Annotated in this window: 26 protein-coding genes and 1 pseudogene; 12 read left to right on the top strand and 15 right to left on the bottom strand. The window is 71.4% G+C overall.

Going from position 1 to position 26125, the window contains the following annotated elements; genetic code table 11:
• The first annotated feature begins 19 nt into the window (after positions 1-19).
• The gene (locus tag GA0070613_RS23430) at positions 20-850 is read left to right on the top strand and encodes a TIGR02452 family protein (protein WP_089014259.1); all 831 of its coding nucleotides are present in this window, start codon (positions 20-22) and stop codon (positions 848-850) included.
• Here GA0070613_RS23430 and GA0070613_RS23425 read toward each other — a convergent pair.
• From GA0070613_RS23425 to fdh, 4 genes are read right to left on the bottom strand one after another with little or no spacing between them, the layout of a single operon-like run.
• On the bottom strand, positions 837-2123 hold the full coding sequence (locus GA0070613_RS23425) for an L-lactate MFS transporter (RefSeq protein ID WP_089014258.1): 1287 nt from the start codon (positions 2121-2123) through the stop codon (positions 837-839). The two genes, GA0070613_RS23430 and GA0070613_RS23425, sit on opposite strands and share 14 nt — an antisense overlap.
• A gap of 49 nt (positions 2124-2172) precedes the next feature.
• A complete protein-coding gene (gene nrfD, locus GA0070613_RS23420) occupies positions 2173-3276 on the bottom strand; it encodes an NrfD/PsrC family molybdoenzyme membrane anchor subunit (RefSeq protein WP_089014257.1) in 1104 nt (367 codons plus the stop codon).
• The gene (locus GA0070613_RS23415) at positions 3273-4319 is read right to left on the bottom strand and encodes a 4Fe-4S dicluster domain-containing protein (protein WP_089014256.1); all 1047 of its coding nucleotides are present in this window, start codon (positions 4317-4319) and stop codon (positions 3273-3275) included. The genes nrfD and GA0070613_RS23415 overlap by 4 nt, the downstream gene beginning before the upstream one ends.
• Before the next feature lie 3 nt (positions 4320-4322).
• Positions 4323-7598, bottom strand: a complete 3276-nt coding sequence (gene fdh / locus GA0070613_RS23410) for a formate dehydrogenase (RefSeq protein WP_269459007.1) — start codon at positions 7596-7598, stop codon at positions 4323-4325.
• Between the two features lie 135 nt (positions 7599-7733).
• Here fdh and GA0070613_RS23400 point away from each other — a divergent pair, with 135 nt between their 5' ends.
• On the top strand, positions 7734-9308 hold the full coding sequence (locus tag GA0070613_RS23400; protein WP_089014253.1) for an FMN-binding glutamate synthase family protein: 1575 nt from the start codon (positions 7734-7736) through the stop codon (positions 9306-9308).
• Positions 9309-9312: 4 nt separating this feature from the next.
• Here the strand turns inward: GA0070613_RS23400 and GA0070613_RS23395 are convergent, their stop codons facing one another.
• The 3 genes from GA0070613_RS23395 to GA0070613_RS23385 form a co-directional block, all read right to left on the bottom strand.
• A complete protein-coding gene (locus tag GA0070613_RS23395) occupies positions 9313-10026 on the bottom strand; it encodes an RraA family protein (protein ID WP_089014252.1) in 714 nt (237 codons plus the stop codon).
• 45 nt (positions 10027-10071) lie between these two features.
• Positions 10072-11382 carry an FUSC family protein gene (locus tag GA0070613_RS23390; RefSeq protein WP_089014251.1) on the bottom strand — a complete coding sequence of 437 codons (1311 nt, stop codon included), beginning with the start codon at positions 11380-11382 and terminating at the stop codon, positions 10072-10074.
• Positions 11383-11482: 100 nt separating this feature from the next.
• Positions 11483-12235, bottom strand: a complete 753-nt coding sequence (locus GA0070613_RS23385) for a dienelactone hydrolase family protein (RefSeq protein WP_089014250.1) — start codon at positions 12233-12235, stop codon at positions 11483-11485.
• A gap of 230 nt (positions 12236-12465) precedes the next feature.
• Between GA0070613_RS23385 and GA0070613_RS23380 the strand changes: the two genes are divergently transcribed.
• Both GA0070613_RS23380 and GA0070613_RS23375 read left to right on the top strand, forming a co-directional pair.
• Entirely contained in the window at positions 12466-12840 is a 375-nt protein-coding gene (locus GA0070613_RS23380) for a hypothetical protein (protein WP_231929408.1), read from the top strand.
• 91 nt (positions 12841-12931) lie between these two features.
• A complete protein-coding gene (locus GA0070613_RS23375) occupies positions 12932-13642 on the top strand; it encodes a helix-turn-helix transcriptional regulator (protein WP_197698965.1) in 711 nt (236 codons plus the stop codon).
• 43 nt (positions 13643-13685) lie between these two features.
• On the opposite strand, the gene GA0070613_RS23370 is transcribed toward GA0070613_RS23375, so the two are convergent.
• Positions 13686-14939, bottom strand: a complete 1254-nt coding sequence (locus GA0070613_RS23370; RefSeq protein ID WP_089014248.1) for an NAD(P)/FAD-dependent oxidoreductase — start codon at positions 14937-14939, stop codon at positions 13686-13688.
• Positions 14940-14958: 19 nt separating this feature from the next.
• Positions 14959-15552: a GTP cyclohydrolase I FolE gene (gene folE, locus GA0070613_RS23365; protein ID WP_231929407.1), complete on the bottom strand. Its 594-nt coding sequence runs from the start codon at positions 15550-15552 to the stop codon at positions 14959-14961.
• Between the two features lie 350 nt (positions 15553-15902).
• Here folE and GA0070613_RS23360 point away from each other — a divergent pair, with 350 nt between their 5' ends.
• Entirely contained in the window at positions 15903-16595 is a 693-nt protein-coding gene (locus tag GA0070613_RS23360; RefSeq protein ID WP_172875882.1) for a L,D-transpeptidase family protein, read from the top strand.
• 112 nt (positions 16596-16707) lie between these two features.
• Here the strand turns inward: GA0070613_RS23360 and GA0070613_RS23355 are convergent, their stop codons facing one another.
• Positions 16708-18048, bottom strand: a complete 1341-nt coding sequence (locus GA0070613_RS23355) for a nicotinate phosphoribosyltransferase (RefSeq protein WP_089014245.1) — start codon at positions 18046-18048, stop codon at positions 16708-16710.
• Between the two features lie 330 nt (positions 18049-18378).
• Between GA0070613_RS23355 and GA0070613_RS23350 the strand changes: the two genes are divergently transcribed.
• The 4 genes from GA0070613_RS23350 (at position 18379) to GA0070613_RS23335 (ending at position 20886) form a co-directional block, all read left to right on the top strand.
• Complete coding sequence (locus GA0070613_RS23350) at positions 18379-19299, top strand: NADP-dependent oxidoreductase (RefSeq protein WP_089014244.1); 921 nt, start codon at positions 18379-18381, stop codon at positions 19297-19299.
• 71 nt (positions 19300-19370) lie between these two features.
• Positions 19371-19772: a DUF2267 domain-containing protein gene (locus tag GA0070613_RS23345; protein WP_089014243.1), complete on the top strand. Its 402-nt coding sequence runs from the start codon at positions 19371-19373 to the stop codon at positions 19770-19772.
• 33 nt (positions 19773-19805) lie between these two features.
• Entirely contained in the window at positions 19806-20570 is a 765-nt protein-coding gene (locus GA0070613_RS23340) for a DUF427 domain-containing protein (RefSeq protein WP_089014242.1), read from the top strand.
• A 37-nt stretch (positions 20571-20607) separates the two neighbouring features.
• A complete protein-coding gene (locus GA0070613_RS23335; RefSeq protein WP_089014241.1) occupies positions 20608-20886 on the top strand; it encodes a hypothetical protein in 279 nt (92 codons plus the stop codon).
• A 55-nt stretch (positions 20887-20941) separates the two neighbouring features.
• Here the strand turns inward: GA0070613_RS23335 and GA0070613_RS23330 are convergent, their stop codons facing one another.
• On the bottom strand, positions 20942-21871 hold the full coding sequence (locus GA0070613_RS23330) for a diacylglycerol/lipid kinase family protein (protein ID WP_089014240.1): 930 nt from the start codon (positions 21869-21871) through the stop codon (positions 20942-20944).
• Positions 21872-22626: 755 nt separating this feature from the next.
• Here GA0070613_RS23330 and GA0070613_RS23320 point away from each other — a divergent pair.
• Positions 22627-23187, top strand: coding sequence for a winged helix-turn-helix domain-containing protein (locus GA0070613_RS23320; protein WP_231929405.1), 561 nt, complete (start codon positions 22627-22629; stop codon positions 23185-23187).
• An 82-nt stretch (positions 23188-23269) separates the two neighbouring features.
• Positions 23270-23593, top strand: a complete 324-nt coding sequence (locus GA0070613_RS23315; RefSeq protein ID WP_089014238.1) for a DUF4326 domain-containing protein — start codon at positions 23270-23272, stop codon at positions 23591-23593.
• A gap of 74 nt (positions 23594-23667) precedes the next feature.
• Here the strand turns inward: GA0070613_RS23315 and GA0070613_RS23310 are convergent, their stop codons facing one another.
• Together GA0070613_RS23310 and GA0070613_RS23305 are read right to left on the bottom strand one after the other, a co-directional pair.
• The gene (locus GA0070613_RS23310) at positions 23668-24219 is read right to left on the bottom strand and encodes a GNAT family N-acetyltransferase (RefSeq protein WP_197698964.1); all 552 of its coding nucleotides are present in this window, start codon (positions 24217-24219) and stop codon (positions 23668-23670) included.
• A 343-nt stretch (positions 24220-24562) separates the two neighbouring features.
• Positions 24563-24943: a VOC family protein gene (locus GA0070613_RS23305; RefSeq protein ID WP_089014237.1), complete on the bottom strand. Its 381-nt coding sequence runs from the start codon at positions 24941-24943 to the stop codon at positions 24563-24565.
• Positions 24944-25274: 331 nt separating this feature from the next.
• Between GA0070613_RS23305 and GA0070613_RS23300 the strand changes: the two genes are divergently transcribed.
• Positions 25275-25490, top strand: a complete 216-nt coding sequence (locus GA0070613_RS23300) for a Rho termination factor N-terminal domain-containing protein (RefSeq protein ID WP_157746469.1) — start codon at positions 25275-25277, stop codon at positions 25488-25490.
• Positions 25491-25682: 192 nt separating this feature from the next.
• Here the strand turns inward: GA0070613_RS23300 and GA0070613_RS32310 are convergent, their stop codons facing one another.
• Together GA0070613_RS32310 and GA0070613_RS32305 are read right to left on the bottom strand one after the other, a co-directional pair.
• Complete coding sequence (locus GA0070613_RS32310) at positions 25683-25835, bottom strand: hypothetical protein (RefSeq protein WP_157746468.1); 153 nt, start codon at positions 25833-25835, stop codon at positions 25683-25685.
• A 137-nt stretch (positions 25836-25972) separates the two neighbouring features.
• Positions 25973-26119: pseudogene (locus GA0070613_RS32305) on the bottom strand (FAD-dependent oxidoreductase); the annotation flags it as partial.
• Between the last annotated feature and the right edge of the window lie 6 nt (positions 26120-26125).

The raw sequence follows: 26125 nt of genomic DNA, 5'->3' as shown, positions 1-26125 counted from the left end.
CGGCGCACAATCGCCCATCATGAGTACGCGGCTGCGGGCGATCGCCCGCGACACCCTGGACGTCCTCGACGCCGGCCGCTACGCGAACAGCCGCGGTGAGACAGTCGACCTCGCGGACCGGGTACGCGCCGCCGTCGCCGGCACCCGCCTGCACCTGCCCGACGACCGGCTGCCCACCCCGCCGGCCAGCGGTCACCCGCCCGCCGTCGAGGTGACCCGGGAGAGCACCCTGGTCGCCGCCCGGCGGCTCGCCGAGGACGGCGAGGTCGCCGCGCTGGTCTTCGCCTCGGCGAAGAACCCGGGCGGTGGTTTCCGCACCGGGGCGCAGGCCCAGGAGGAGAGCCTGGCCCGCGCCTCCGCGTTGTTCCCGTGCCTCACCGCCGTCGGCGAGTTCTACGAGTTCCACCGCGAACAGCGGGACCTGCTCTACAGCGACCGGGTCATCCACTCGCCCCGGGTGCCGGTCTTCCGCGACGACAGGGGACGGCTCCTCGATGCCGCCCATGAGGTGTCGTTCCTGACCGCCGCCGCCCCCAACGCGGGGGCGGTGCTGCGCAACCAGGCCGCCGACGTCGAGCGGGTGGCGCCGGTGCTGCGTACCCGGGCGCGCCGGGTCCTCGCGGTCGCCGCCGCGCACGGCCACCGGCGGCTGGTGCTCGGCGCGTGGGGTTGCGGGGTGTTCCGCAACGACCCGGACACCGTGGCGGAGGCGTTCGCGCTCGCCCTCGCCGACGCGGCCGCCTGGTTCGACCAGGTGACCTTCGCGGTGCTCGACCGGGCCGACGGCCCGATCCATGCCGCCTTCGCCGCCCGCTTCGGCGCCGCGCCGACCGAGCTCAGGGACCGGTGACCTCGTTGTGCGGCCGCGGCCGGCCCGGTTCGCTCGGCATCCGGGTGATCGGCGGCAGAATCAGGGCGACGAGGGCGACGACCGCGATGACCGTGAACGGCACGGTGTAGTGCTTGCCGCTGGCCTCGTAGAGCAGGGCCGTGACCAGCGGGCCTGTCACTCCCCCGATGCTCCAGGCCACGATCATCGCGCCGTACACGGCACCTGCGTTCGGTGTGCCGAAATAGTCGGCGGCGGTTGCCGGCATCGTCCCGAAGCCTCCGCCGTACGCGAGGTAGATCAGCGCGGCGAGTACCGCGAAGAGCGCGATCGCCGTGGCGTGCGGCAGGATGAAGAAGCAGATCGCCTGCAACACGAGCATCCCGATGAACGCTTGCATCCGGCCGGTGCGGTCGGACAGCCACGCCCAGACCACCCGGCCGGCGCCGTTGAACAGTCCGAGGATGCCGACCAGCGTGGCGGCGGTCGCCGCGCTCGCTCCGGTGATGGCCTGGGCAGCGTCGGACGCCTGGGAGATCAGCGCGATCCCGCAGGCGACGTTGAGGGCGAGGATCCCGGTGAGCAGATACCACTGCGGCGTACGCAGCGCCTCGCCGAGGGTGTAGACGCGGGTACCCGCAACGGCGCGGCCGCCGACCGTCGGGGTGAATCCGGGCACCTGGTAGCCGGATGGCGGGTTCCGGAAGAAGGACGCCCCGAGCAGGATCGCGATCAGGTAGGCGATGCCCAGGGGCAGGAACACGCTCGGCTTGTGGCTGGTGCCGTTGAGCAGGGATTTCGCCACCGGCGCGACGATCACCGCGCCGAACCCGAACCCGGCGACGGCGATGCCGGTGATCAGGCCACGCCGGTCCGGAAACCATTTGGCGAGCATCGCGATCGGGGTGATGTAGGCGGCCCCCAACCCGATCCCGCCCATCACGCCGTAGGTGAGCACCAGCAGCCAGAGCTGGTCGGACGACGACGTGAGCGACGCCAGCATGTTGCCGACCGCGTAGAGCACCCCGCCGCCCAGGGCGACCGGTCGTGGCCCGCGACGGTCCTGGATCCGGCCGCCGATCAGGCTGCCGATGAAGATCGTCCCGATCGCCACCTCGAACGGCAGCACCGCCTCTGCCTTGCTCCACCCGAACTCCTGCTGAAGCGGCTTGTTGAACACGCTCCACGCGTACACCGCGCCGAGCGCGAGTTGGACGAGCACTGCGGCGACGACGAGGCCCCATCGGCCCCGCGTCGGTGTGGATCTTCCCGGATCACTCGCTGTGTGGGCCATGAGCTGAATCCCCCGTTTATCGGCTCACGGGCTGGCGCCGGTGCCTGAGTTACTCCCGTTTCCCGGCCGGCGACCGGCCCCCGTTGTCACGCCGCTCTCGTTGCGGCACGACCGTGTATTTCGGATCACGCGCCGACGCCATGCCCGCTTCGAAGACGCCGAACCGGGTAGCGACGGACGACGCCAGCAGGGCAGCGCCGGAGATTGCCGACGCGACCCGGCTGCGTCGGCCGAGCAGCGCCCCGACGACGCCGGCGGCGAGCAGCGCCCGTCCCGCCCGTACCAGTCGGCCGCTGCGACCGACTCGATAGGGCTCGCTGGTCAGTCCCATCCGCTCCAATCGGTGGCCGCCGACCAGTTCGACGGCGGCGGCGGCCAGGGCGAGCCGCCGGACCGGGGCGGTTTCCGCGGCCGGCGCCGCGATCAGCCCGACCCCGGACGCGGCGGCGAGCGCGCTGCCGGCGAAGACGACCGGCAGCTGCGGGTAGGCGTCGTGCCAGGACGGTACGGCGGTGTCGGCGAGCAGCACCCCGGTGTAGGTGGCCAGCGCCGGCGCGGCAGCCGCGGCGACCAGGTTGGCGACGTTGCCGACCGGCGGCGCCACCCGGCGGGCGAGCCCGAGCACGCCGCGACGCGGTAACAGCGGCGCGAGTTCGGCCGCCGCGGCCACGCCGGCGGCCGGCCCGAACGCGGCGAGGATCCAGGTGCCCACCGACATCGGCGAGGTCAGCTTGGCCACCCGCAGCATGTGATGGAACCGGGTCGGCCGCCCGAGGTCGTGGACCAGGAAGTACGTGCTGGCACCGATTCCTCCGAGGGCCGTCCAGCGCCCCACCCGGCGCAGCCCGGGCCGCCCGGTCAGCTGGGCGCCCGCGGCGACCAACGCGCTGCCGGCGGCGAGGCCACCGGTGAAGAGGTAGGCCGCGATGTCGTGCTTCCACACCGGCGCCTTGAGGATCGGCCGGCCGTAGTAGGAGGTGAAACCGACGGGCGGCACGGTGAGTTGTTCGCCGCCCCCGCGCCGGCCGCTCGCCGGACCCGGGCCGGGCTGGCGAGGAGGGTGTCCATCGTCGGGCTGGTCGAGGCCGGCCTGGAACTTTCGGAACCGGGCGCCGACCGGCTCGCCCGGCCCGTCGGGGGTGGCGTCGGTCATGGCCGCCCGCCGATGAACGCGACCGCCACCGCGCCGGCCATCGTCAACGCCGCCAGGCCGGCCCGCCGCCACATGGCCGGCAGGTCGCGGGTGGTCACGATCGGGTCCGGCGGCAGGCCGTAGACCTCGGGCTCGTCGAGGAGCAGGAAGAACGCCCCGTCGCCGCCGACGCCGTCGTTGGGGTCCTCGCCGTAGAGCCGCGCCTCCGGCACGCCCTCGGCGTGCAGCCGCTCGACCCGCGCCTGGGCGCGTTCGCGCAACTCGTCGAGCGGCCCGTACTGGATCGACTCGGTCGGGCACGCCTGGGCGCAGGCCGGGGTCTTCCCCGCGCCGATCCGGTCGTAGCACAGCGTGCACTTCCAGGCCCGACCGTCGCTCTTGCGCTGGTCGATCACCCCGTACGGGCAGGCGGAGATGCAGTAGCCGCAGCCGTTGCAGATGTCCTCCTGCACCACCACGGTGCCGAACTCGGTGCGAAACAGCGACCCCGTCGGGCAGACGTCCAGGCAGGCGGCGTGGGTGCAGTGCTTGCAGACGTCGGACATCATCAGCCAGCGGAAGTCGGTGCGTTCCTCGACGCCGCTGGACCGGCCAGGCGGCTCGGAGCCGGGCATGCCGAGGAGTTCCGGTCCGCCGGCCATCCGGGCTGCGGCGGCGGGGGCGGGTGATGGCTCCAGACCGGGCCTGGTTCCGGTGTCGGTGGCGGTGTCAGCGGCGATCGCCGCCGTGGCCGGGCTGACCGGCGGCCCGGCCGGGGTGCCTTCGAACGCCGGGGTCGCCCAGCCGACCGAACGCGGCTGCTCGATGAAGGCGACGTGCCGCCACGAGTTGGCGGTGAGCGCCCCGGTGTTGTCGTACGACATGCCCAGCAGGTCGAACCCGCTCTCGGGGACCAGGTTCCATTCCTTGCAGGCCACCTCGCAGGCCTTGCACCCGATGCAGACGCTGGTGTCGGTGAAGAACCCCATCCGCGGTGGGGCGTCTTCGTACCCGGCGTCGGGCGCCGGGTCCACCGGGCCGTACAGGCTGTTGGCGTGGACCATCGATCAGGCCTCCTGGTCGCCGCCGCCGGCGACGGTCTTGGTCGTGACGATCGGCGGGTAGTGCGGGGCAAGCTCCCCCGACCGCCGCCGGTAGTCGGCGACGAGGTCCAGCAACTCCCGGCCCCGCGGCCGCCGACCGGGCCGGATGTCGCAGGTGCCGACCTTGCTCTCCTGGATCAGCACATTGGGGTCGAGCGTGATCCCGAACAGGTCGTTGGCCGAGTCGCCCCGGCTGAGGCCCTCATATCCCCAGTGGTACGGCAGCCAGATCTGATGGATGATCCGGTCGTCGACCCGCAGCGGGGTGAGCCGGTCGGTCACCGTGACGCGCGCCTCGATGGCCGCGCGCGTGCTGACGACATGGGCCCAGCCCAGGTGAGTCAGCCCCCGTTCGACCGCCAGCTCCGGCGACACCTCGACGAACATCTCCGGCTGCAGTTCGGCGAGGTGTTTCACGGTTCGGCTCATGCCGCCCGCCGTGTGGTGCTCGGTGAGCCGGCTGACCGTGAAGACGTACGGGAAGACCTCGCTGTGCGGCTCCGGCGGGCTCGGGTTGAGCACATTGATCGGGTGCGTGTAGACCTTGCGGGTCGGGTTGGCCTGCTGGCTGTAGAGCGGGTTGCGCACCGGCGACTCGGCCGGCTCGTAGTGGGTGGGCATCGGCCCGTCGAGCACCCCGGTCGGCGCGTACAGCCAGCCTTTGCCGTCGCCCTGCATGATGAACGCGTCGTCGCCGGCGATCCCCTCGATGCCCGCGGCGCCCTCCGGCGGCCGATAGGACGGCGGCTTCTTCCTTTCGAAGTCCGGCACGTCGTAGCCTGTCCACTCGCCCTTCTCCGGGTCCCACCAGACGTACTTCTTCCGCTCGCTCCACGGTCTGCCGCCCGGGTCGGCCGAGGCGCGGTTGTAGAGGATCCGGCGGTTGGCCGGCCAGGCCCAGCCCCACTCCGGGGCCACCCAGGTCTGCTCGGAGCCGGGCTTGCGGCGGGCGGCCTGGTTGACCCCGTCGGCGAACACCCCGCAGTAGATCCAGCACCCGCCGACCGTGGAGCCGTCGTCTTTCAGCTCGGTGAACATCGACAACGGCCGGCCGGTGGCCACCTCGTAGCCGTTGATCTCCTTCAACACCGCCTCGGCGCTCGGCTCCGCCTTGTCGCCGTGCGTCGGGTAGTCCCAGGCGAGGTCGAGCAGCGCCCGATCGCGCGGCCGGGTCGAGTCCGCCAGCCGTTCCCGGATCATGCGTCCGAGGTGGTAGAAGAACCACAGCTCGGAGCGCGCGTCGCCCGGCGGGTCGAGGGCCTTCTCCCGCCACTGCAGCAGCCGCTGGGTCTGGGTGAAGGTGCCCTCCTTCTCCACATGCGACGCGGCGGGCAGGAAGAAGACCTCGGTGCGGCACTGGTCGGTCACGATCTCGCCGGTCTCGATCTCCGGGGCGTTCTTCCAGAACGTCGCGCTCTCGATCAGGAACAGGTCGCGGACCACCAACCAGTCCAGGTTGGCCATGCCCAGCCGCTGGGCCCTGCCGTGCGCCGAGCCGACCGCCGGGTTCTGACCGAGCAGGAAGTAGCCCTTGACCTTGCCGTCGATCATGTTCAGCACCTGCTGGTACGTCCCGTGGTCGCCGGTCATCCGGGGCAGGTAGCCGTAGCAGAAGTCGTTCTCCGGCGTCGCCGCGTCACCCCAGTACGCCTTGAGCAGGCTGGCCGCGAAGGCCCGCGAGTTGCCCCAGAAGCCCTTCTGCCCGGGGTGCCGGATGCTGTCCACCCACTCGTCGAACGTCGGGTGGTCGGCGTGGTGCGGCATCGGCAGATAGCCGGGCAGCAGGTTGAACAACGTCGGGATGTCCGTCGAGCCCTGGATGCTGGCGTGCCCACGCAGCGCCAGGATGCCCCCACCCGGTCGGCCCACGTTGCCCAGCAGCAGTTGGATGATCGCCCCCGTGCGGATGTACTGCACGCCCACGGTGTGCTGCGTCCAGCCCACCGAATAGACGAGCATGCTGGTCCGGTCCCGGCCGGAGTTCTCCGTCCAGGCGCGCGCCAGCTCCAGGAACTTCTCCTGCGGGATGCCGCACACCCGCTCCACCATCTCCGGCGTGTACCGGGCGTAGTGGCGCTTGAGGATCTGGTAGACGCATCGCGGATGCCGCAGCGTCTCGTCCCGCTCGACCTTCCCGCCGAGCGGTGCACCGTGCGACTCGTGCTCCAACCCGGCCGCGGTTTCCCGCTGGGTCTCGGTGTCGCGCACCGCGCCGTTGCGCTCGTGCCCTTCGTACTGCCAGCTCGTCTGGTCGTAACTGGCGTTGTCTCGCTTGAAGCCGGAGAAGATCCCGTCCAGATCCTCGGTGTCCCGGTAGTCCTCGGTGAGGATCGTCGCCGCGTTGGTGTAGGCGACCACGTAGTCACGGAAGTCGAGCTCGTTCTCCAGGATGTACCGGACCACCCCGCCGAGCAGGGCGATGTCCGTGCCGGCCCGGATCGGCACATACGTGTCGGCCAGCGCGCTGGTCCGGGTGAACCGCGGGTCGACGTGGAAGACCTTGGCGCCGCGCTTCTTCGCCTCCATCACCCACTGGAACCCGACCGGGTGGGCCTCGGCCATGTTGGAGCCCTGGATGATGACGCAGTCCGAGTTGATCAGGTCCTGCTGGAAGTCGGTGGCGCCGCCGCGACCGAAGCTGGTCCCCAGACCGGGGACGGTGGCGGAGTGTCAAATCCGGGCCTGGTTCTCGATCTGGAGTGCCCCCATCGCGGTGAACAGCTTCTTGATGAGGTAGTTCTCCTCGTTGTCCAGCGTCGCCCCGCCCAGGCTGGAGATGCCCAGCGTCCGGTTCAGCGGGCGGCCCTGGTCGTCGACGTCCTCCCAGGTCTCGTCGCGGGCCGCCAGCACCCGATCGGCGATCATGTTCATCGCCGTGTCGAGGTCCAGCTCCTCCCAATCGGTGCCGTACGGGCGGCGGTAGAGCACCTTCTGCTGGCGCAGCTCGCTGGTCACGTAGTTCTTGCTCGCCGAGCCCTTCGGGCACAGCCGGCCCCGGGAGATGGGGCTGTCCGGGTCGCCCTCGATCTGGGTGACCTGCCCGTCCTTGACGTACACCCGCTGTCCGCAGCCCACGGCGCAGTAGGGGCAGACCGAGCGGGCCACCGAATCAGCGGTCTCCGTGCGGGCGGTCAGCGACATGGAGCGCGCGGACTTGGCCGCGACACCGCGGCCGAGCGGGTCGGTGCCGGTGAGCTGGCGGTAGACCGGCCAGCCCTCGATCCACGTGCGCAGCCCCATATCCGCACCTTCCCGGCGAAACGGATAAAAACGCGAACGGTTCGACAATAAGCGAGTTGCCGGCCGGGCGCAGCGCGATGGGCGGCCGGCCGCCCGGTAGTTTCGCTCGCCGCCGGGACGGGGAGAGAGGCGGGCATGAACTGGGCCCGTCGCGCCGTACCCGTCGTCTCCGCCGCCGTCGCGGCCCTCGCCGCGCGCGACCTGCTGCAACGCGACCACGCGTTGCTGCGCAACTTCCCGGTCATCGGGCGGGCCCGCTACCTGCTGGAGGCCATCGGTCCGGAGCTGCGGCAGTACATCGTGGCCGGCAACAACGAGGAGCGGCCGTTCACCCGGGACCAGCGACGGTGGATCTACGCCTCGGCGAAGAAGGAGAACAACTACTTCGGCTTCGGCACGGACAACGACATCGAGTACACGCCCGGGTATCCGATCATCAAGCACCGGACATTCGGCCGGGCGGTGCCGCCGTCGACGCCGACCGCCGGGCACGAGGTGGAGCTGCCCTGCGCCAAGGTGCTCGGCGGGCCGCGGGGCCGGGCGAAGGCGTTCCGGCCGGCATCGGTGGTCAACATCTCCGGGATGAGCTTCGGTTCGCTGTCCGGGCGGGCGGTGGAGGCGCTCAACAAGGGCGCCGCGCTGGCGGGCTGCCTGCAGAACACCGGCGAGGGCGGGCTGTCGCCGTACCACCGCAACGGCGGTGACCTGGTGTTCCAGCTCGGCACCGCGTACTTCGGGTGCCGGGACGAGCGGGGGCGGTTCAGCCTGGACCGGCTCAAGGACCTGGTGGCCGGCGCGCCCGTGCGGGCGTTGGAGATCAAGCTGAGCCAGGGGGCGAAGCCGAGCCTCGGCGGGCTGCTGCCCGGGGCGAAGGTGTCGGCGGAGATCGCCGCGACCCGGGGCATCCCGCAGGGTCAGGACTGCGTCAGCCCGTCCCGGCACGCCGAGTTCTCCGACTGCGACAGCCTGCTCGACTGGGTGGAACTGCTCGCGGCCGAGACCGGCCTGCCGGTCGGCATCAAGTCCGCCGTCGGCGACCTGAGCTTCTGGGACGAGCTGACCGCGCTCATGCGGGACACCGGCCGGGGCGTGGACTTCGTGAACGTCGACGGCGGCGAGGGCGGCACCGGCGCCGCGCCGCTGATCTTCACCGACTCGGTGTCGCTGCCGTTCCAGCAGGGCTTCTCCCGGGTCTACCGGACGTTCGCCGAGAAGGATCTGCACGAGCGGACCGTGTTCGTGGGCGGCGGCAAGCTGGGGCTGCCGGACAACGCGATCGTCGCGTTCGCGCTCGGCTGCGACATGGTCAACGTCGGCCGGGAGGCGATGCTGGCGATCGGCTGCATCCAGGCGCAGAAGTGCCACACCGACACCTGCCCGACCGGCGTCGCCACCCAGAACCCCTGGCTGGCCCGGGGCCTCGACCCGACGCTGAAATCCGTGCGCGCGGCCAACTACCTCCGTACCTTGCGCCGGGACCTGGTCAAGGTCGCGGAGGCCTGCGGGGTCGAGCACCCGGGCCTGATCGACACCGACGCGGTGGAGATCCTCGACGGCCGGACCGCCTCCACGCCGCTGCGCGAGGTGTACGGCTACCGGCCCGGGTGGGGGCTGCCGTCGGCGGCCGACCGCGCGGAGATCGTCCGGCTGATGACCGCCGAGGCGCCCCGCGGCGGCAGCGCCCCGCCGTCTCCGACCGCGGTCGGCTGACCCTTCACTCCTCGATCGCCCCGCCGACCGCGCGCAGATGCGCGCGGAAGGTCAGGGCCGGATCCTCGGCCCGCCCGGCCAGGTAGGCGGCGAAGCGCACCTGGTCGCGCAGCGGGACGCCGGCGCGGATGCGCTCGGCCTGCCGCCGCTCGGCGTCCCGGATCGACTCGGCGAGGGTGAGCAGCTCGCCGACGCTCCGCGCGGGCACGAAGAGCACGCCGTCGTCGTCGCCCAGGGCGACGTCCGCCGCGTCCACCGTCCACTCCCCCACCACCGCCGAGGTCAACGCCTGCGGCGGACGGTCGTCGAGGCGCTGCGGACCGGTGGGGACCGCGCCGAGGCTGAACACCGGCAGCCCGGCCGCGCGGATGTCGGCGGTGTCCCGGTGCAGGCCCCAGATCACCACGCCGGCCAGGCCGGCGGCCTGCGCCTCCAGCACCACCAGGTCGCCGACGCAGCTCTCGTCGGTGCGGCCGGCGTTGTCGACGACCAGCACGTCGCCGGGGGCCGCCCGGTCGATCGCCTCCAGGAAGATGTCGACGCTGCCGACGTGCCGGGTCGGCGCGACCCGGCCGGCCAGTCGCACACCGGGCAGGACGGGCCGTACGGCGGCGGGCGCGCAGCGGACCGGAACCGCCGCCCGCAGGCAGGCGTCGGCCACGTGCGCGGTGGTCAACGACGCGAACCGCCGGCGCAGGTCTTGCGGGTCGAGGCTCATCGCCCGACCGTAGCCAGCCCGACCCGACCCGGTGGCGGGCCACTTTCACACTCGTGGACTGCGGGGGCCCTGCCATCGCCCGTGGGCCCGACGGATCGACCGCCGGTGCCGCCGGGCCCAGGGCGCCCGGGTGTGCCGGCGCGGGCGTGTCAGGTGTCCCCGCGCGGGCGGTCGCACCTCCGCCTCGCCCGCGCCGGCCGCCCGCCGCACCATCCGGTTGGCGTCGTCCGGTTCGTACCCGGTCGCCCGGAGCAGTTCACTGTCCGCCGTCCGCAGGTCGGTGATCAGCGCATCGCCGAAGGACTTCACCCCCTCGGCCCAGGCCCGGCCGGCGAGCTCGGCGCTCTCCCGGACGAGCTGGCGGGTGCGCTCCGGATCCACGTCCGCCTGGTGGTCCCGGCGCATCTGCCGTAGCGCGTCGCTGAGCCGGGCGACGGCCACCGGCAGCGACGGCGGGATCGGCTCGTCGTACTGCAGCGCGGTGGCGGACCGGCGGGCCACGGACCGGGCGTACAGGATCAGCCGTTCCAGGTGTTCCGCGCCGCGGGCGTACCGGTGGTACTGCGCCCGGCGGTGCCAGCGGGCCGGCGCGAGGGTGACCACCTCACCGGCGCCGCTGAGCGCCTCGTTGAGCCGCCCGACGTCGGCGTCCACCCCGCGGAGCTGGTCCAGGGCGCGGATCGCCGCGTCGGCGTCCCGGGTGGTCAGGGCCCGCGCCACCGCGTCCAACTGGTCGGTGACGGCGGCGAAGATCGGCGCTGCCGCCCGGTCCAGCACCCGCAGCGGGTTGATCGGCAGCAGCAGGGCCACCACCAGGATGCCGACCACGCCGCCGACCAGGGCGTCGAAGATCCGGGGCACCTCCAGGCCGGGCTGCATCGGGGCGAGGGTGGAGATCAGGACGGCCGTACCGCCGGCCTGGCCGACCAGGGCGCCGCCCCGGCCGGCGACCAGCAGCGCGGTGGCGATCGCCAGGGCGACGACCAGGCCGGTCTGCCAGGGCCCGGAGCCGAGCAGGAAGCGCAGCAGGTCCCCGACGACGATGCCGAGTCCCACGCCGCCGAGCAGCTCGAACGTCCGGCGGGCCCGCTGGCCGATGGCGGTGGCGATCGTGCCGACCGCCGCCGCCGGGGCGAAGACGTGCGCGCCGGGGCCCAGCACATTCTGGGCGATCAGCGCCGCCAGCGCGGCGGCCACCCCCGCCTGCACGGCGACCACGATGGTGACCTCCAGCTGACGCAGCCGGATCCGACCGCCCTGCTCGCCCTGCCGCAGGGCCCGGGCCGCCACGCGGCCGCCCCGCTCGACGGCCTCGTCGAGCGGCGACCGGACGGAGTCGGCGGAGCGGTCGGCCATAGCGGCGGTTACCCGGCCGGAGGCGGGTGAATCGCCCCCGCCCGGGCGATCCGTGCCTCAGCCCGTCAACCCGACACCTACTGCGCCGGCCGGGCTCGGGTCAGCGGCGGAACGTGCGGTCGAGCAGGTCGAACATGGCGGTCCAGTGCCGCTCCGTCGCCTGCTCGTGGTACGCGGCCGTGTCCGCCATCGTGAAGCCGTGCTGGGCGCCCGCGTACAGCTCGGAGCGGTAGGTGACCCCGGCCGCCTCGAGGGCCTTCTCCAGCGTGGCGATCTGCTCGGCCGTCATCGACTGGTCCTGGTCGGCATGGGCGAAGTACACCTCGCCGGTGACCGACCCGACGCCGAGGTGCGGGCTGTCCGGGGAGTCGGTGACGACCCGGCCGGCGTGGAAGCTGGCCAGCGCCGCGATCCGGTCCGGGTACGCCGCCATGACGCGCAACGCGTTCGTGCCGCCCATGCAGTACCCGGTGATGGCGACCGGCCCCGGCGCGACGTCGTCGCGGGCGGCGAGGAAGTCCAGGTAGGCGCCGGCGTCCCGGGTGATCACCTCGGGGGTCAGCGCCGCGATCTGCGGCATCAGCTGCCCGAAGAGCGCAGCCCGCCGCTCGGGGTCGCCGAGGCCGGAGAGGTCGAACAGCGGGGCCCGGCCGGCCCGGTAGAACAGGTTGGGCACCAGCACGAGGTAGCCCTGGGAGGCGATCCGCTCGGCCATCTCGATCAGCCGCGGCCGCAGCCCGAACGCGTCCATGAAGACCAGCACGGCCGGGAAGGGGCCGTCCCCGTCCGGCCGGACGAGGCACGCGTCGGCGACACCGTCGCGGGTTGGCACGTCCACAGTCCTCGTTTCCACCCGGAGCCTCCTCGCCGTCGCCGTCGTCGCACCGCCGGACACGCTACCCGCCGCGCTGCGGTGCCACGATGATCAGGGTCGCCTGCCGCCTCCCTGGCGCACGGCGATGCCCACTGGACCCGGACCCATGGCGCGCTGGCCGGGTCGTGTCCCGGGAGGCCGACGCGGAGCCCACCTCGGACCTGTGGCGGGGCCTTCCGGTCGGCCCGGCGCTGCGGCATGCTGGGTCGATGGGAGAGGTGCGACCGATGCCCAGCTTCGGTGACCTGTACGGCGATCTGCGCGGCGAGGATCGGACGATGCGGGTCAGCTACCACCCGGACCGCGGGGCGGTGGTGCTGTCCCTGTGGAGCGGCACGGTCTGCCGGGGCTCGTTCCGGATGCCCGCCGACGACGTGGGCCGGTTCCTCACGCTGCTCACCGAGATCCAGCGGTCGATCGCACCCCCGGCCGCCCCGCAGCCCACCCGCCCGGCCGGCGATGGCCCGGCCGCCGTCGCGGGCTGGCCGGTGGCAACCGCACCCTCCGTCGACAAGACCGGCGACATCTCCGGTACGACCCACCGCACGGTCCTGCCGATCCTGCCGACACCCCGGGTCGCCTGACCGGGCCTTCAGGGCTGCCGACGAGGTCCGACCGAGGTCCTGGGCTCGTGAGACAAATTTCGACAAGATTTGCTGGTGATAAAATTCCGGCATGTCAACGGCCCCCTGGCAGGCGGTGACCGCCCTCGTCGACCAGGTACGACGGGCGCTGTATGACTACGTCCGCAGCCAGGACCACCCGGTGACGCGGGACGAGGCCGCGGACGCCCAGCACATCTCGCGCAACCTGGCGGCCTTCCACCTCGACAAGCTGGTCGCCGCCGGCCTGCTGCAGGCCCGGTACGAGGCGCCGACCGACCAGCCGCGTGGCCGCGGCCGAACGCCGAAGGTGTACGAGGCGGTGCCGGGCTGCATCGCACTGACCATCCCGGAGCGCCGCTACGACCTGATGGGCGAGATCCTCGCCCAAGCCGTCGCCGAAGATCCCACCGATGCGAGGTCGGCGGCCCTACGGCTGGCAGAGCACCGGGGCGTGGCCATTGGTCGTCAGGTCGGCGGTGGCGGGCCGGTGGCGGCCGTCCTGGCCGAACTCGGCTTCGAACCGGCCGACGACGAAGCGCTGATCCGGCTGCGGAACTGCCCTTTCCACGAACTCGCCGCCCGGCAGACGGAGCTGGTGTGCGGCCTGAACCACGCCTTCATCGCAGGTCTGCTCGACGGGCTCGGCCGGGCGGACCTCCGCGCGCGGCTGGCGCCCAGTCCCGGCGCCTGCTGCGTACAGATTCATCCGGCCCGACCCACGGCGCCAGCGGGCGCTGAAGAGCCGCCTGCGCCCGGCGATGCGCAAGCTCGGCAGAGGTGACGATCGCCTCCGGTCGGACGAAGGTCGAGGCGGCACCCGCCGCTCAGCTCAGGAGATCGCTCAGCGGCACCCGCGGGTCGGAAAGCTTGGCCAGGTCGACGGCCCTGCCGCCGTGGCCGGCCCGCACCAGCGCCTGGATCTGGTCGGTCACGTCCCACACGTTGGCGTTCATGCCCGCCAGTACCCGGCCGTCGGAGACCCAGAACGCCAGGAATTCCGGCGCCCCGCCGTCCGCCCTCGTCGGATCGCCGCGGAACACCACCCGGTCGTGACCCTGCGGGGCCACCCACCCCGAATACTCCATCCCCAGGTCGTACTGGTCGGAGAAGAAGTACGGCAAGCGGGCGTACTCGACCTGCTGGCCCAGCATGGACCGGGCCGCGGCCGGGCCGCCGTTGAGCGCGTTCGCCCAGTGCTCCACCCGGATGTTCCGGCCGAGCAGCGGGTGGTAGGCGTTGGCCACGTCACCCGCGGCGTAGATGTGCGGGTCGGAGGTGCGCAGCGTGGCGTCGGTGACGACGCCGTTGTCGACCTTCAGGCCCGCCGCCTCCGCCAACCGCACGTCGGGGTGGATGCCCACGCCGACGACGACGGTGTCGGCGGCCAGTTGGGTGCCGTCGGCCAGCAGCACCGACGACACCCGCCCGGTACCGCGTAGTTGTCGGACCTCGGCGCCGAAGTGGAAGGTGACGCCGTGGCGGCGGTGCAGGTCGGCGAAAACCCGGGCGACCTCATCGCCGAGGACCCGCTGCAACGGCAGGTCGGCGGTTTCCACCACGGTCACGGCGGCGCCGCGCTGACGGGCGGCGGCGGCGATCTCCAGACCGATCCAGCCGGCACCGATCACCACGAGTCGGGCCTGGTCGGTGAGGGCTTCGGCGATGCCATCGAAGTCCGCCAACGTGCGCAGGTACCGCACGCCGTCCAGGTCGGCGCCGGGAACATCCAGGCGGCGGGGCGTCGAGCCGGTCGCCAGCAGCAGCTTGTCGTACGCGTGCCGTTCGCCATCGGCCAGGGTGACCTGCCGGGCGGCACGGTCGATGCCGGTGACCCGGGTGGCGGTACGCAGCTCGACGTTGTTCGTCTCGTACCAGCCGGCGTCGTGCACGTACACGTCGCGGCGCTGGGTGGTCCCCAGCAGCAGGCCCTTGGACAGCGGCGGCCGCTCGTAGGGCCGTTCGGGCTCCGCACCGAGCAGTAGCACTCGGCCGTCGAAGCCGGCCTCACGCAGTGTCTGGGCTGCCTTGGCGCCCGCGAGGCCGGCCCCGACGATGGCGAATGTGCGCCCGTTTTCCATGCCGCGTCTCCGAATCGTGTCAGTGGGCTCCGGTGAGGGAGAAGAACTCGGCGCGGGAGCGGGCGTCGTCACGCAGCGCCCCGAGCAGGGTGGATGTCACGGTGGTGGCACCCGCAGCGCGTACGCCGCGCAACGTCATGCACAGATGCTCCGCCTCGATGACGACACCGACGCCCTTGGGAGCCAGTTCGAGGGCCAGCCAGTCCGCCACCTGCTTGGTCAACCGCTCCTGCACCTGCGGACGGTGGGCGAAGAGTTCCACGACGCGGGCGAGTTTGGACAGTCCGAGGATCCGGTCGCCCGGCAGGTAGCCGACATGGGCGACACCGATGAACGGCAGCAGGTGGTGTTCGCACACCGACCGGATCGGGATGGACCGGGCCAGCACCAGTTCGTCGTAGCCCTCGTCGTTGTGAAAGGTGGTCAGATTGAACGGGCGCGCGGTGAGCAGCTCGTCGTACGCCCGCGCCATCCGGCGCGGCGTGTCACGCAGGCTGTCGGAGTCCAGGTCGATGCCGAGTGCGGCCAGAAACCGGGCGGCGGCCTGTTCGGCGGCGACCAGATCGCGCGCCGGCTGTTGGTCGACGCGACGTGGGGCTGGTGCGATGGTCACGTCAGCTGCCCCCACGGTTCCACGTCGATCCTCCATTTTCACCAATGACCGTTGCTCATAATCCATGCTGGCCCCTCCGGCCGGGAATTTCAATAGCACAAGCTCGTGAAAATGCCGCCGCATCCCGCGGGTGGCGCGGCGGTCGGGGTCAGCGGGTCGCGACGGAAACGCCGGGCGAGGTGGGTGCGCCCAGGAGTTACCGGATCGGGTGTCGGTGGCGGTACGGACAGCGATCTTTTGGCATCACGGACTACCGTCGAATCCTCGCACCACGGAAAGGAGGGACGATGATTCCCTTCGCAGGACGCACCACTCATCAGGGCCACCGTCGGTCACGCACCACTCTCGGGATGGCGATCCTCGTGGCCACCGGCAGCCTGGTCATCCCGGCCGGCTCAGCGTCGGCAGGCGCCCGCGCCACGACAGAGGTCAGGACGGCTCCGGCCGCCGCCCGGACTCTCGTCGCGACAACGGCTCAGCCGGTTCTGCGGCAGGGTTCGCGCGGCACGGCGGTGACCAACCTTCAGCGCCGGCTCGCCGCGCTGCACTACGACGTGGGCACCATCGACGGGATCTTCGGACCCTCGACGTACCACGGGGTCGTCGCCTTCCAGAAGGTGAACAACCTGGCCCGGGACGGGATCGTGGGGCCGAACACGTGGGCGGCCCTCGCCCGACCGCTGGTCCCGAAGCCGAAATACACGCACTCGGGCTACTCGGTCGAGGCGAACCTGACCAAGCAGGTCGTGTACCTGGCGCGCCAGGGGTCCGTGGTACGCATCCTGGACGCTTCCAGCGGCAAGGCCAGCACCCCGACGCCGACCGGCAACTTCAAGATCCAGCGCCGCATCGACGGCTGGCGGCAGAGTTCGCTCGGCCTGCTGTGGCGGCCGAACTACTTCTACTACGGGTACGCGGTGCACGGCGCCACGTCCGTCCCGACCTACCCGGCCAGCCACGGCTGCGTCCGGGTGCCCATACCGGCCATGAACCGGTTGTGGTCGATCATCGGCGTCGGCATGCCGGTGCACATCTACCGCTGACTCCGCCAGGACAGTGGCCCCCGGTCATCCCCGGGGGCCACTGTCATGCGGCATTTCCAGGCGGCTGCCTCCGCCACGCCGGTGCCGCCCCGGTCAGAACGTGCCGCCCCGGTCAGAACGTGCCGCCCCGCCCCACCTGCGCGGTCACCCGGTCACGCAGCTCGGCGAGCCCCGGGCTGACCGTGGCGGTGAGCGGGGTCGGGTCGGCCAGCCGGCGCGCCGCGTCGGGTAGCCAGGCGAGGTCCGCGTCGAACCGGCGGCGCGCGGCGCGCACCTCACCGGCCGGGTCGGCGGCCTCGAGGCGACGCCCGCCGCGCATGACCGGTACGAGCAGCGGCTCGCGGCCCCCCGGTGGCGGTTCGTCGCGCAGCCCCACCACGTCGCCACTGGCCCCGGCGGGGTCACGAAAGACCTGCTTGGGGCCGGGCAGGGTGGCCTTACCGGGCGACAGCTTGAGCACCGGCCGGTCGCCGAAGGCGACCAGTTTGTAGGCGCTGTCGAGGGACGGCGCGTCGAAGGAGACACCCATCCGGGTACCGACGCCGTAGGCGTCGATCGGCGCGCCCTGGGCGACGAGGGCCGCGATGACATCCTCGTCGAGGCTGCCGCTGGCCACGATCTGCGCCTGGCTGAGCCCGGCGCCGTCGAGAATCGCGCGGGCCTGCCCGGCCAGCGCGGCGAGATCGCCCGAGTCGAGCCGGACGCCGACCGGCCCGGTCAGCCCCAGCTCGGTGATGACGTCGACGGCGGCCCGCACGCCGGCGGGCGTGTCATAGGTGTCGACGAGGAACACCGGGTTGGTGGGAAAGTCGGCGGCGAACGCGCGGAACGCGGCCCGCTCGTCGGGGAACGCCTCGACGTACGAGTGGGCCATCGTCCCGGACGGTCGCAGGCCGTAGCGCCGGGCGGCCTCGACATCGCTGGTGGCGGCGAAGCCGGCGATGGCCGACGCCCGCGCCACCCCCGCTCCGGCCTCGATCCCGTGGGTACGGCGGAAGGCGAAGTCGACCAGCTCCGCGCCCCCGGCGGCGAGCCGGCAGCGGGCAGCCTTGCTGGCCACCGTGGTGTGGAAGGTGAGCAGGTTCAGCATGCCGGTCTCCACCAGCTGTGCCTCGGCGATCGGCGCGGTCACCTCCAGCAACGGCTCGTCGGCGAAGACCAGGCGGCCCTCCGGCACGGCCCACACGTCCCCGGTGAACCGCAGCCCGGCGAGCGCCGCCAGGGTCGGCTGGTCGAGGCCGACGACGTCGCGCAGATAGCCCAGCTCCTCGTCGTCGAACGCGAAGCCCTCCAGGAACGCCAGCGCCTCGGCCAGCCCGGCGGCGACCAGGAACCCGCGTTGGCCTGGCAGGCGGCGGACGAACAGGCTGAACGTGGCCTGGTCCACCATGCCGCGACGCAGGTAGCTGGCCGCCATCCGCAGCTCGTACAGGTCGGTCCGCAACCCGGTCATGCCACCTCCACCCGCCCTCCGCTGGCAGCGGGCCGGCGGAGTCGACGCGGTGCCGGCCCGGGCAGCGGCTGTGGAGGCCGGGATCGCCGGCGGTCGGAGGCCTTGGGACAGCATCCGTTGCCGGACAGGAGCGGGTTCACGCTCCCACTGTGTTCGATCCGGCGGCCGAGCGGGTCGGATATCGACCACGTCGTCGAAGGTCCCTGAGGCGGTGGCGAAGCGGTTTGACTGCGGTCGGTACGGGAAGGCCGGACCCCGCACCGGGGACCGAGACGTTCACCGGGCGAAGACCGCGGCAATCCGAGAGCGTTCTGAGGAGGAAACAGGCGCATGCGGGCCATCACGCTGCACGACCTCGGAGCGCCACCGGCGCTCGCCGACGACCAGCCCCAACCCGGCCCCCGCCCGGGTGAGGTGCTGGTGCGGGTGCGCGCGTCCTCGGTCAACGGGATCGACAGGAAGGCGGCGGCCGGAATGCTCAAGGGAAGGATGGAATACCGGTTCCCGGTCGTGCTCGGCAAGGACTTCGCCGGCACCGTCGAGGCGGTCGGCGACGGGCCCACCCGATTCGGCCTCGGCGACCCCGTGTTCGGGGTGGTCATGCGGCCGTACCTGGGAGACGGCGCGTGGGCCGATTTCCTGGCGGTCGGCGACCAGCACGGGATCGCCTGGGTTCCCGACGGCCTGGACCTGCCCACCGCGGGCGCGCTCGGGCTGGCCGGCACCACGGCGGTCGACGCCCTGAACGCCGTCGCCCCCAGGCCGGGCGACACCGTCCTGATCGCCGGCGCGACCGGCGGCGTGGGAGCGCTCGCGATCCAGTACGCCGCGGCGGCCGGGGCCCGCGTCATCGCCACCGCCCGCCCCGGTTCCGCAACCGACTTCGTACGACAGTTGGGCGCCACCGAGGTGGTGGACTACACCGGGGACCTCAGCGGCCAGGTCCGGGCGGTCGCGCCGGACGGCGTGCGCGCGGTGGTGCACCTGGCCGGCGACGGCGCGCAACTGGCGGCGCTGCTCACCCCCGACGGGCGTCTCGCCTCCACCATCGGCTTCGGCCCGGACCAGCACCCGGCCGCCACCTCGATCATGGCCAGCCCGGAGCCGGCGACCCTCGACCGGATCGCCGACGACGCCGCGGCCGGTCGGCTACGGGTACCGATCACCGGGCGCTACGACCTGGCGGACGTGCCCCGGGCGCTCACCGACTTCTCCGGCGCGCTCGGCAAGCTCGGGATCACCGTCTCCTGAACGGGCACGTCCCGTTTGGGGTGGCGGTGCGCGGGAAGACGCCGCTATCCGTCCGAGAGAAAGGCCCTGAGGTGGACGACAACGAGTTCATCGGCTTGGTGGCGAAGCGCTCAGGAATGTCATCGGAGCAGGCGGCCGCCATCACGCGGGCCACGCTGACGACCCTGGCCGAGCGGATCGACGGGGGCGAGGCGCGTGATCTCGCCGGCCAGCTTCCCGAGGGACTGCGGGCGCACGCGTTCGCCTCCGGCGAGACCGCGGAGCGATTCGGACTCGACGTGTTCGTGCAACGGGTCAGCGGACGCGCCGACGTGCCGGTGACACAGGCGAAGGACGGCGTGACCGCGGTGTTCGACGTGCTCCGCGAGGCCCTCACCCCCGACGGGTACGACGACGTCGTGTCCCAACTCCCGGCGGAGTTCGCCGAGGTCGCCGACCCGACCGCGCCTTTCGTGCAGCGCACCCGCGGATAGCGGCACCGCCGTTGCCGCGGTTGGAGGGACGACGTGACCGACTATCCGAAGGCGATCGCCCCGGTCGACCGCATCGAGCCCGTGCCCCGCCGGATCCGCGCGTTCCTCGCCGGCGAGCAGGTGCTGGACACCACCGATGCGCGGTACGTGTGGGAGTGGCCGTTCTACCCCCAGTACTACATCCCGATCGCCGACGTGAACCGTGACTTCCTCATCAAGGAGGGGCGCACTGAGTCGTCCCGGCGCGGCACCGCTCGGATGTACGGGCTGCTGGTGGGCGAGACGGCCCGCGATGCGTGCGGGCGATGGTACGGAGACGACGCGCTGCCCGGGTTGCCGGACACGATCCGGTTCGACTGGGCCGCCATGGACGGCTGGTTCGAGGAGGACGAGGAGATCTTCGTACACCCCCGCAACCCGTACGCCCGGGTGGACGCGCTACGGTCCACCCGCACCGTACGGGTCGAACTCGACGGCACCGTGCTGGCCGATTCGACGTCGCCCGTGCTGGCCTTCGAGACCGGGCTGCCGACGCGCTACTACCTGAACCGCACCGACGTGAACTTCCGGCACCTCGTACCGTCGGCGACGACGACCGCCTGCCCGTACAAGGGCCGCACCAGCGGCTACTGGTCCGTGCGGGTCGACGACACGGTCCACCCGGACCTGGCCTGGTCTTACGCCTTCCCCACCGGGGCGCTCCTGCCGATCGCCGGCCTGATCGCCTTCTACAACGAGAAGGTCGATCTGATCGTCGACGGGGAGCGCCTCACCCGACCGAAGACGCACTTCTCCTGAAGGACGTGAACGTACAGTGCAACCACGGGAGGCCGCGATGACCGCCAGTTGGGACGAGCAGGCTGATCCGCTCCGTCGACCGCCCGAAGCCGACGCCCAGGAGCAACAGCAGGACGAAGTCGTGGTCGGCCCGCCGGACACGGTGTCGGTCGCCGTACCGGAGGCGTCCGAGGCCGACTTGGCGGAGCAGGGCGTCCTGGTGCCACCGAGTGACCAGGAAGACCTGTCCACGTCGGTGTCGAGTGACGCCAACCCGGCCGACGCCCTCGAACAGAACCAGGAGATCCCCGTTCCCGACGAGGAGCGCCGGGACTGAGCGACAGCCGGCCGGAGCGCTGCGGTCAGGCCGGACCACTCCGCCAGGGGGGACGTCAACGGTCCGGGCTGTCGGCGGCAGCCATGACCCGCAGCGCGTTGGGGTCCAGGCCGATCCGGATCGGGGTCTCGCCGTACAGCTCGCCGTCGACCTCGACGCGCGCCGGCGGGTCGGTCTCCAGCCAGAGCTGGCGAACGGCGAGGAACGGATCTTCGCCGAGCGTACGACGGTGCCCGGTCGACGCGTTGCGGGCCGTGTCGCGCAGCAGCCCGCGGCGGGTCGGGCCGCCCACCGGGTACGCGACCAGGAGCCGGTCGTCGGCGTTCGCGTCCGCGGTGATCGGCCGGCCGGCGTGGAAGCCGCCGTTGGCGACGTACAGCTGGTGGCTGACGAACTCGTGCTCGCGCCCCTCGGCGCGCACGGTGGCGTGCAGCGGCCGGCGCCGGGCGAGCAGCGCCAGGGCTGTGATCGGGTACGCGAGCCGACCGGCGGCCCGCTTGAGCCGCGGCGGCGCCTTGCGCATCACGTCGGCGGAGAGGCCGACGCCGACGTGGTTGGTGAACCGCATGTTCCCGACGAGCCCGAGGTCGACGTCGATCACCTTGCCGTCCGTGAGGACCGCGACCGCGGCGTCCAGGTCGAGCGGGATGCCCACCGTACGGGCGAAGTTGTTGGTGGTGCCCAGCGGCAGCAGGCCGAGCGCGATGTCGCGGTGGGCGAGCAGGCGCGCGGCGGTGCCGATCGTGCCGTCGCCACCGCCCGCGACCAGCAGGTCCGGCCCGAGTTCGGCGGCGGCGGCGAGGCTCTGCTCGAGCTCGTCGGGCCGGTCGACCGGGTACGTGCCGAGCAGCGTGAAGCCGGCCGCCGTCAACCGCGACCGCGCGCCCTCGTAGAGCCGGCGACCCCGCCGGGAGTGGGCGTTGACGACGAGCGCCGCCCGCCGCTCCCGCCGGATGGCCGCGCCGAGCTCCTGTTTTGTCCGCACAGGACCAGACCCTATCGGCGCGGCCGGCATATCAACCACTCTTTGAATGACCTGGACATTCGGCAGCCGGCCGGCTCCGACTGGTATCTGCCACGAAAATGCGATGGCCAATTCGTTCTTCGTTGCACAGCGACCTGCGAACACCACGCCGAGACATTGCCCACTACATCGAACTGCATTACTATATCAACCGTCTCAACGCAGGACGCGGCCATAGACGCGGAACGCCCCACAACACGTGTCCAGCGAGGCGCCGTGAGATAACCCGCCCCAGCTCGATTCTGTCCACACCGGACGACCGATGCGTCAACACCCACCCGCGGCCATTTTTCACCGAACCGCAATGAACCACCACCAGGGTCAGGGCGCCGATTGATCGGCATCACTGGGGAACTGCCCCGAAATGGGCAGGGGAACCGGAAGGGATGGGGGATGAGGGGGATCCCGACCGCGTCCCTGGTCATCGGCATTGCCTCCTCGCCGGCCGAACGTAGACAGCTCGCACAACTGCTCGGGGGTGAAGGGTGCAGGAGACTCATCTCTCGTTTGATGACACCGGAACGGACGAACCCCCAATGCCCAGGCGCCGCGCGGGTCACGCCGGCCGCCCGTCTGGACACTATGATCTAGCGGAGAGGACGATCAAGAACGCCACGTAAGCAACTTGTCACTAACGGTTGGCTGGCTGACGGCAGGCTTGACAATTATTGTCACGACCAAGACGAAGCTGGGCAGAAATTGCCCACCGTTTCCGGGTGGGTGCGGTGGCCAAGGACGACGAGAGCACTGTGCCGGGCGGGTCCGATCCGGCCGAGGCACTGTTCCCGCTGTTGATCGCGGTGACGCCGTCGCCGGCCGAACGGATCCGGATCGCGGAGCGCCTCGACGGCATCGCGCCACTGCTGCTGGTCGCCGACCTCGACGAGCTGCGCAGGCTGATCGCGGCCCCCCAGCAGCTTCCCCGGACGTCGTCCGCGCCGGCGCCCGCCGCCGTGCCCGCGGCAGCCGACACCCTGCTGATCGACTCGGCCCGGTCCACCGCCCGCTGTCGGGACCGCGAGATCGACCTGACCCGACTCGAGCACGACCTGCTGACCTGCCTGACCACCGCGCCGGTCCGGGTCTGGAGCTATGCCGAGCTGCACCGGTCGGTCTGGCGTGACGAGGGACTACAGCGCAAGGCCGACGTGCAGTCCCTGGTGAAGCGGCTACGGCGCAAGCTCAACGAGCTCGGCACCGGGGTCACCATCGACGCGGTGCGCGGTGTCGGGTTCCGGCTGACCGACCACCAGCGGCCGAACGTCAGTGGTGCGTGACGCCTGCCTGACTTGGGCAACTTGCGTCCCGGGCCTTGCCGAACCCCTTGAACAGGCGCGTCCACCAGCGGAGGATCCGGTCGTGCAGCCAACCACGGTCGTCAACCTGAAGGGCCACCGCGACGACCCGGCGTACGCCGACGTGGTCTACGTCGGGCGCGCCATGTATCGCGGCGGCTGGCATCTCCCGGCCTCTCCCCTGTCCAGCCCGTACCGTCCCGGCCCGGACGGCGGCCGGGAAGAGGTCGTCGAAAAGTACCGCGCGTACCTGCTCGACCGCCCGGAACTCGTCGCCCTCCTCCCCGGTCTGCGCGGGCGCAGGCTCGGCTGCTGGTGCGTGCCGGAGCGCTGTCACGCTGAGGTGATCGCGGAACTCGCCGACTCCCTACCGTCGAGTCCCGGCTGACCGACGGGCGACGATGCCGCCCGCGACGCTGAACGTCCCGCGTGATCCACAAGGCCCAGCCGGGACGTCCTGGGTCAGGCGGGCGGCAAGTGCTTGCGCATGTGAACGGCGTAGCGGCCGTTGATGTTTTCGCGTTCGGTCGCCACATAACCCAGGCGCTCGTAGAAGGCGATATTGGAGGTCGTCTTCTCATTGGTGTAGAGACGCAGCGTCGAAAAGCCGAGGGCACGGGCCTGATCCTCAGCGAAGGCCAACAGGCAACGGCCCAGGCCGCGGCCCTGGGCTGTGGGGCTGACCGCTACGTTTTCGATGAGCAGGACGCCGTCCTCGGCGACGAGCACGATGAGGCCCTCGACTGGGTCGAGGACCCATACCTGGCCCGCCCCGATGAGCTCGGCATAGTTGGCCACCATCGGGAGCGGCTGCGCGCCGATCACTTCGATCCAAGGCGCGTAGGCAGCGTGGACTACATCCTCAACGGCGGTGTGGTCGGCCACAACGGCAGGACGGATCATCAAGCATTGATCCCCTGTTTCGGAGGCCGACGCACGCGCGCCGTCGACCCACAGTGGAAGGATCTCCAGGTTCAGCGCGTCGAAGATCCACGGGACACGCCCTAGTTGCAACGTCGGAACATGTGGAACGCAGCCTACAGCCGGTACTTCTCCGCCACCGCCGCGAACTTCGGCCCGTGTTGCCTTTCCTTGCGGTTTCCGTACCGCAGCAGTGCGGACGCCTCGTCCCGCATACCCCAGCGCGCGGTCACCTCGGCCTTCTCCCACAGCGGGTACGGCGGCTGAGATTGCGGATCATGAACCCATCGAATGACCCGCCGACCTTTCCGGTCGAAAATAGACCCGCGCCAGCAGCTGCGCGATCTTGTCTTTACTTCACGATCACGACACGCCCGTCACACCGGACTTCGAGGCAGACCCTAGGTACCTGGTGCCGAGGCGTGACCGATGAGCATCAGAGTGGGTCGAGGCGGGCCTTGAGCAGGCAGAACTCATTGCCTTCGGGGTCGGTCAGGACATGCCACTGCTCCTCCCCTGTCTGGCCGATGTCGGCCGGGCGCGCACCAAGCTTCAGAAGGCGTTCGAGCTCGGCGTCCTGATCGCGGTCGGTGGCGTTGACGTCGATGTGCAGCCGGGATTTCCCCTTCTCCGGCTCATCCCTGCGACTGAGGATGATCGTCGGCTGCGGACCACCGAACCCTTCGCGCGGCCCGATCTCCACCGAGCCGTCGTCCTCGCGATCGAGCACGACGAAGTCCAGGACCTCGCACCAGAACCGCGCCAGCACCTCAGGGTCGCGGCAACCGAGCACGAGCTCACTGACACGACATGCCATAACGAAACCTGCTCTCAGCCTGGGAACCGCCGGGGAGGCCACACGCGAACATCATGGGCTCCCAGCAGTGAAAACAATCCCGCGACCGTACCGGACGAGGCGAGCACGGGCGAAATGATTTCAGGGCCGAGCGTGTCCGGGCAGCCGGGCAAGGCCGTTGGCCATGCAGTAGGGAAGCTGACTTTGAGACACGACCTAACCGACTTTCGTGGCGGTAGGTTTCACCCCCCCGTCAGGCCGGGGGCCGACCGGGGCACGGCGATCGGTGTCCCGGCGCCAGATGCGGGTATGCAGGGCCCGAGGGCTTGCCCAGATCGTCGAGGAGGACACGATGAGGCAGGAAAACCTGACGCAGATGAAGACAGGCGAGGTTGCCAAGCGCGCCCGCAAGGCCGGGGTCGACAACGTCGACCGGATGAACAAGCAGGAGATGATTGCTGCGATAGGCCGGAACGAATCCGGTCGCAGCGGCGGTGGCGGACACGCACCGCGGCCTCCGGGCACCAGTCCCCAGCAGTGGAAGAACGTGCCCGGCAACCAGAGTTGACGCCCTGACCGCGTCAGAGACGGTGCAGCCAGGTTTGCTGGCGCAGCCGTCAACGTGGTGGCCGCCCATTGGCGGTCACCACCTCTTTCGATGTCCGGCTTCCCATCTCACCCGTACGACGAATCACGGTCGCTACTGAGAACGAGCGGAGCAGCCCGATGAGGCGGTGATCCAGCGGCTGGAGCGGGCCCCTCACACGCCGGGAGTGAGCCAGGCGAGCACCTCTGCGGTGTGCTCACCGAGCCGGGGCGGTGGCCGGTGGTAGACGGCGGCCGCACCGGAGAGCGTGATCGGGTGGGCGACCTGCCGGGCTGGTTGCGACCGGTCCGGCCCGTCGATGTCCACGAACGGCGTCAGCAGCAGTTCCGCGGCGAGGCTGAAGGCTCCGGCGAGGTAAGGAGCATGGTCGCGTACGGCCCGGCGAGAACCCGGCTGAAATCGGCGACGAGCACCCCGTCAAGAGATCCAGTCATGCGGGCCACTGGCCGCAGCAGCACGGCGGGCACGTCCAGTTCCTCGCTGACGTCGACGACGTGGTCGACCCGATCTGCCCAGCCCGCCACCGAAAGCCGGCCGGTCTGGTCGAGCAGCAGCCCGCGGGCGCCGTGCATCAGCTCGTAGAGGCGCCCCGCAGC

Source organism: Micromonospora inositola (assembly GCF_900090285.1).
GTDB classification, from domain to species: domain Bacteria; phylum Actinomycetota; class Actinomycetes; order Mycobacteriales; family Micromonosporaceae; genus Micromonospora; species Micromonospora inositola.
Note: the sequence above shows the minus strand (reverse complement) of the source record. Positions and strands in the feature narration are given on the sequence as shown.

Coding starts and splice junctions, on each gene's coding strand:
- GA0070613_RS23430 (WP_089014259.1), top strand. CDS start 20: ATGAGTACGCGGCTGCGGGCGATCGCCCGCGACACCCTGGACGTCCTC.
- GA0070613_RS23425 (WP_089014258.1), bottom strand. CDS start 2,123: ATGGCCCACACAGCGAGTGATCCGGGAAGATCCACACCGACGCGGGGC.
- nrfD (WP_089014257.1), bottom strand. CDS start 3,276: ATGACCGACGCCACCCCCGACGGGCCGGGCGAGCCGGTCGGCGCCCGG.
- GA0070613_RS23415 (WP_089014256.1), bottom strand. CDS start 4,319: ATGGTCCACGCCAACAGCCTGTACGGCCCGGTGGACCCGGCGCCCGAC.
- GA0070613_RS23400 (WP_089014253.1), top strand. CDS start 7,734: ATGAACTGGGCCCGTCGCGCCGTACCCGTCGTCTCCGCCGCCGTCGCG.
- GA0070613_RS23395 (WP_089014252.1), bottom strand. CDS start 10,026: ATGAGCCTCGACCCGCAAGACCTGCGCCGGCGGTTCGCGTCGTTGACC.
- GA0070613_RS23390 (WP_089014251.1), bottom strand. CDS start 11,382: ATGGCCGACCGCTCCGCCGACTCCGTCCGGTCGCCGCTCGACGAGGCC.
- GA0070613_RS23380 (WP_231929408.1), top strand. CDS start 12,466: ATGGGAGAGGTGCGACCGATGCCCAGCTTCGGTGACCTGTACGGCGAT.
- GA0070613_RS23375 (WP_197698965.1), top strand. CDS start 12,932: ATGTCAACGGCCCCCTGGCAGGCGGTGACCGCCCTCGTCGACCAGGTA.
- GA0070613_RS23370 (WP_089014248.1), bottom strand. CDS start 14,939: ATGGAAAACGGGCGCACATTCGCCATCGTCGGGGCCGGCCTCGCGGGC.
- GA0070613_RS23360 (WP_172875882.1), top strand. CDS start 15,903: ATGGCGATCCTCGTGGCCACCGGCAGCCTGGTCATCCCGGCCGGCTCA.
- GA0070613_RS23355 (WP_089014245.1), bottom strand. CDS start 18,048: ATGACCGGGTTGCGGACCGACCTGTACGAGCTGCGGATGGCGGCCAGC.
- GA0070613_RS23350 (WP_089014244.1), top strand. CDS start 18,379: ATGCGGGCCATCACGCTGCACGACCTCGGAGCGCCACCGGCGCTCGCC.
- GA0070613_RS23335 (WP_089014241.1), top strand. CDS start 20,608: ATGACCGCCAGTTGGGACGAGCAGGCTGATCCGCTCCGTCGACCGCCC.
- GA0070613_RS23305 (WP_089014237.1), bottom strand. CDS start 24,943: ATGGCATGTCGTGTCAGTGAGCTCGTGCTCGGTTGCCGCGACCCTGAG.
- GA0070613_RS23300 (WP_157746469.1), top strand. CDS start 25,275: ATGAGGCAGGAAAACCTGACGCAGATGAAGACAGGCGAGGTTGCCAAG.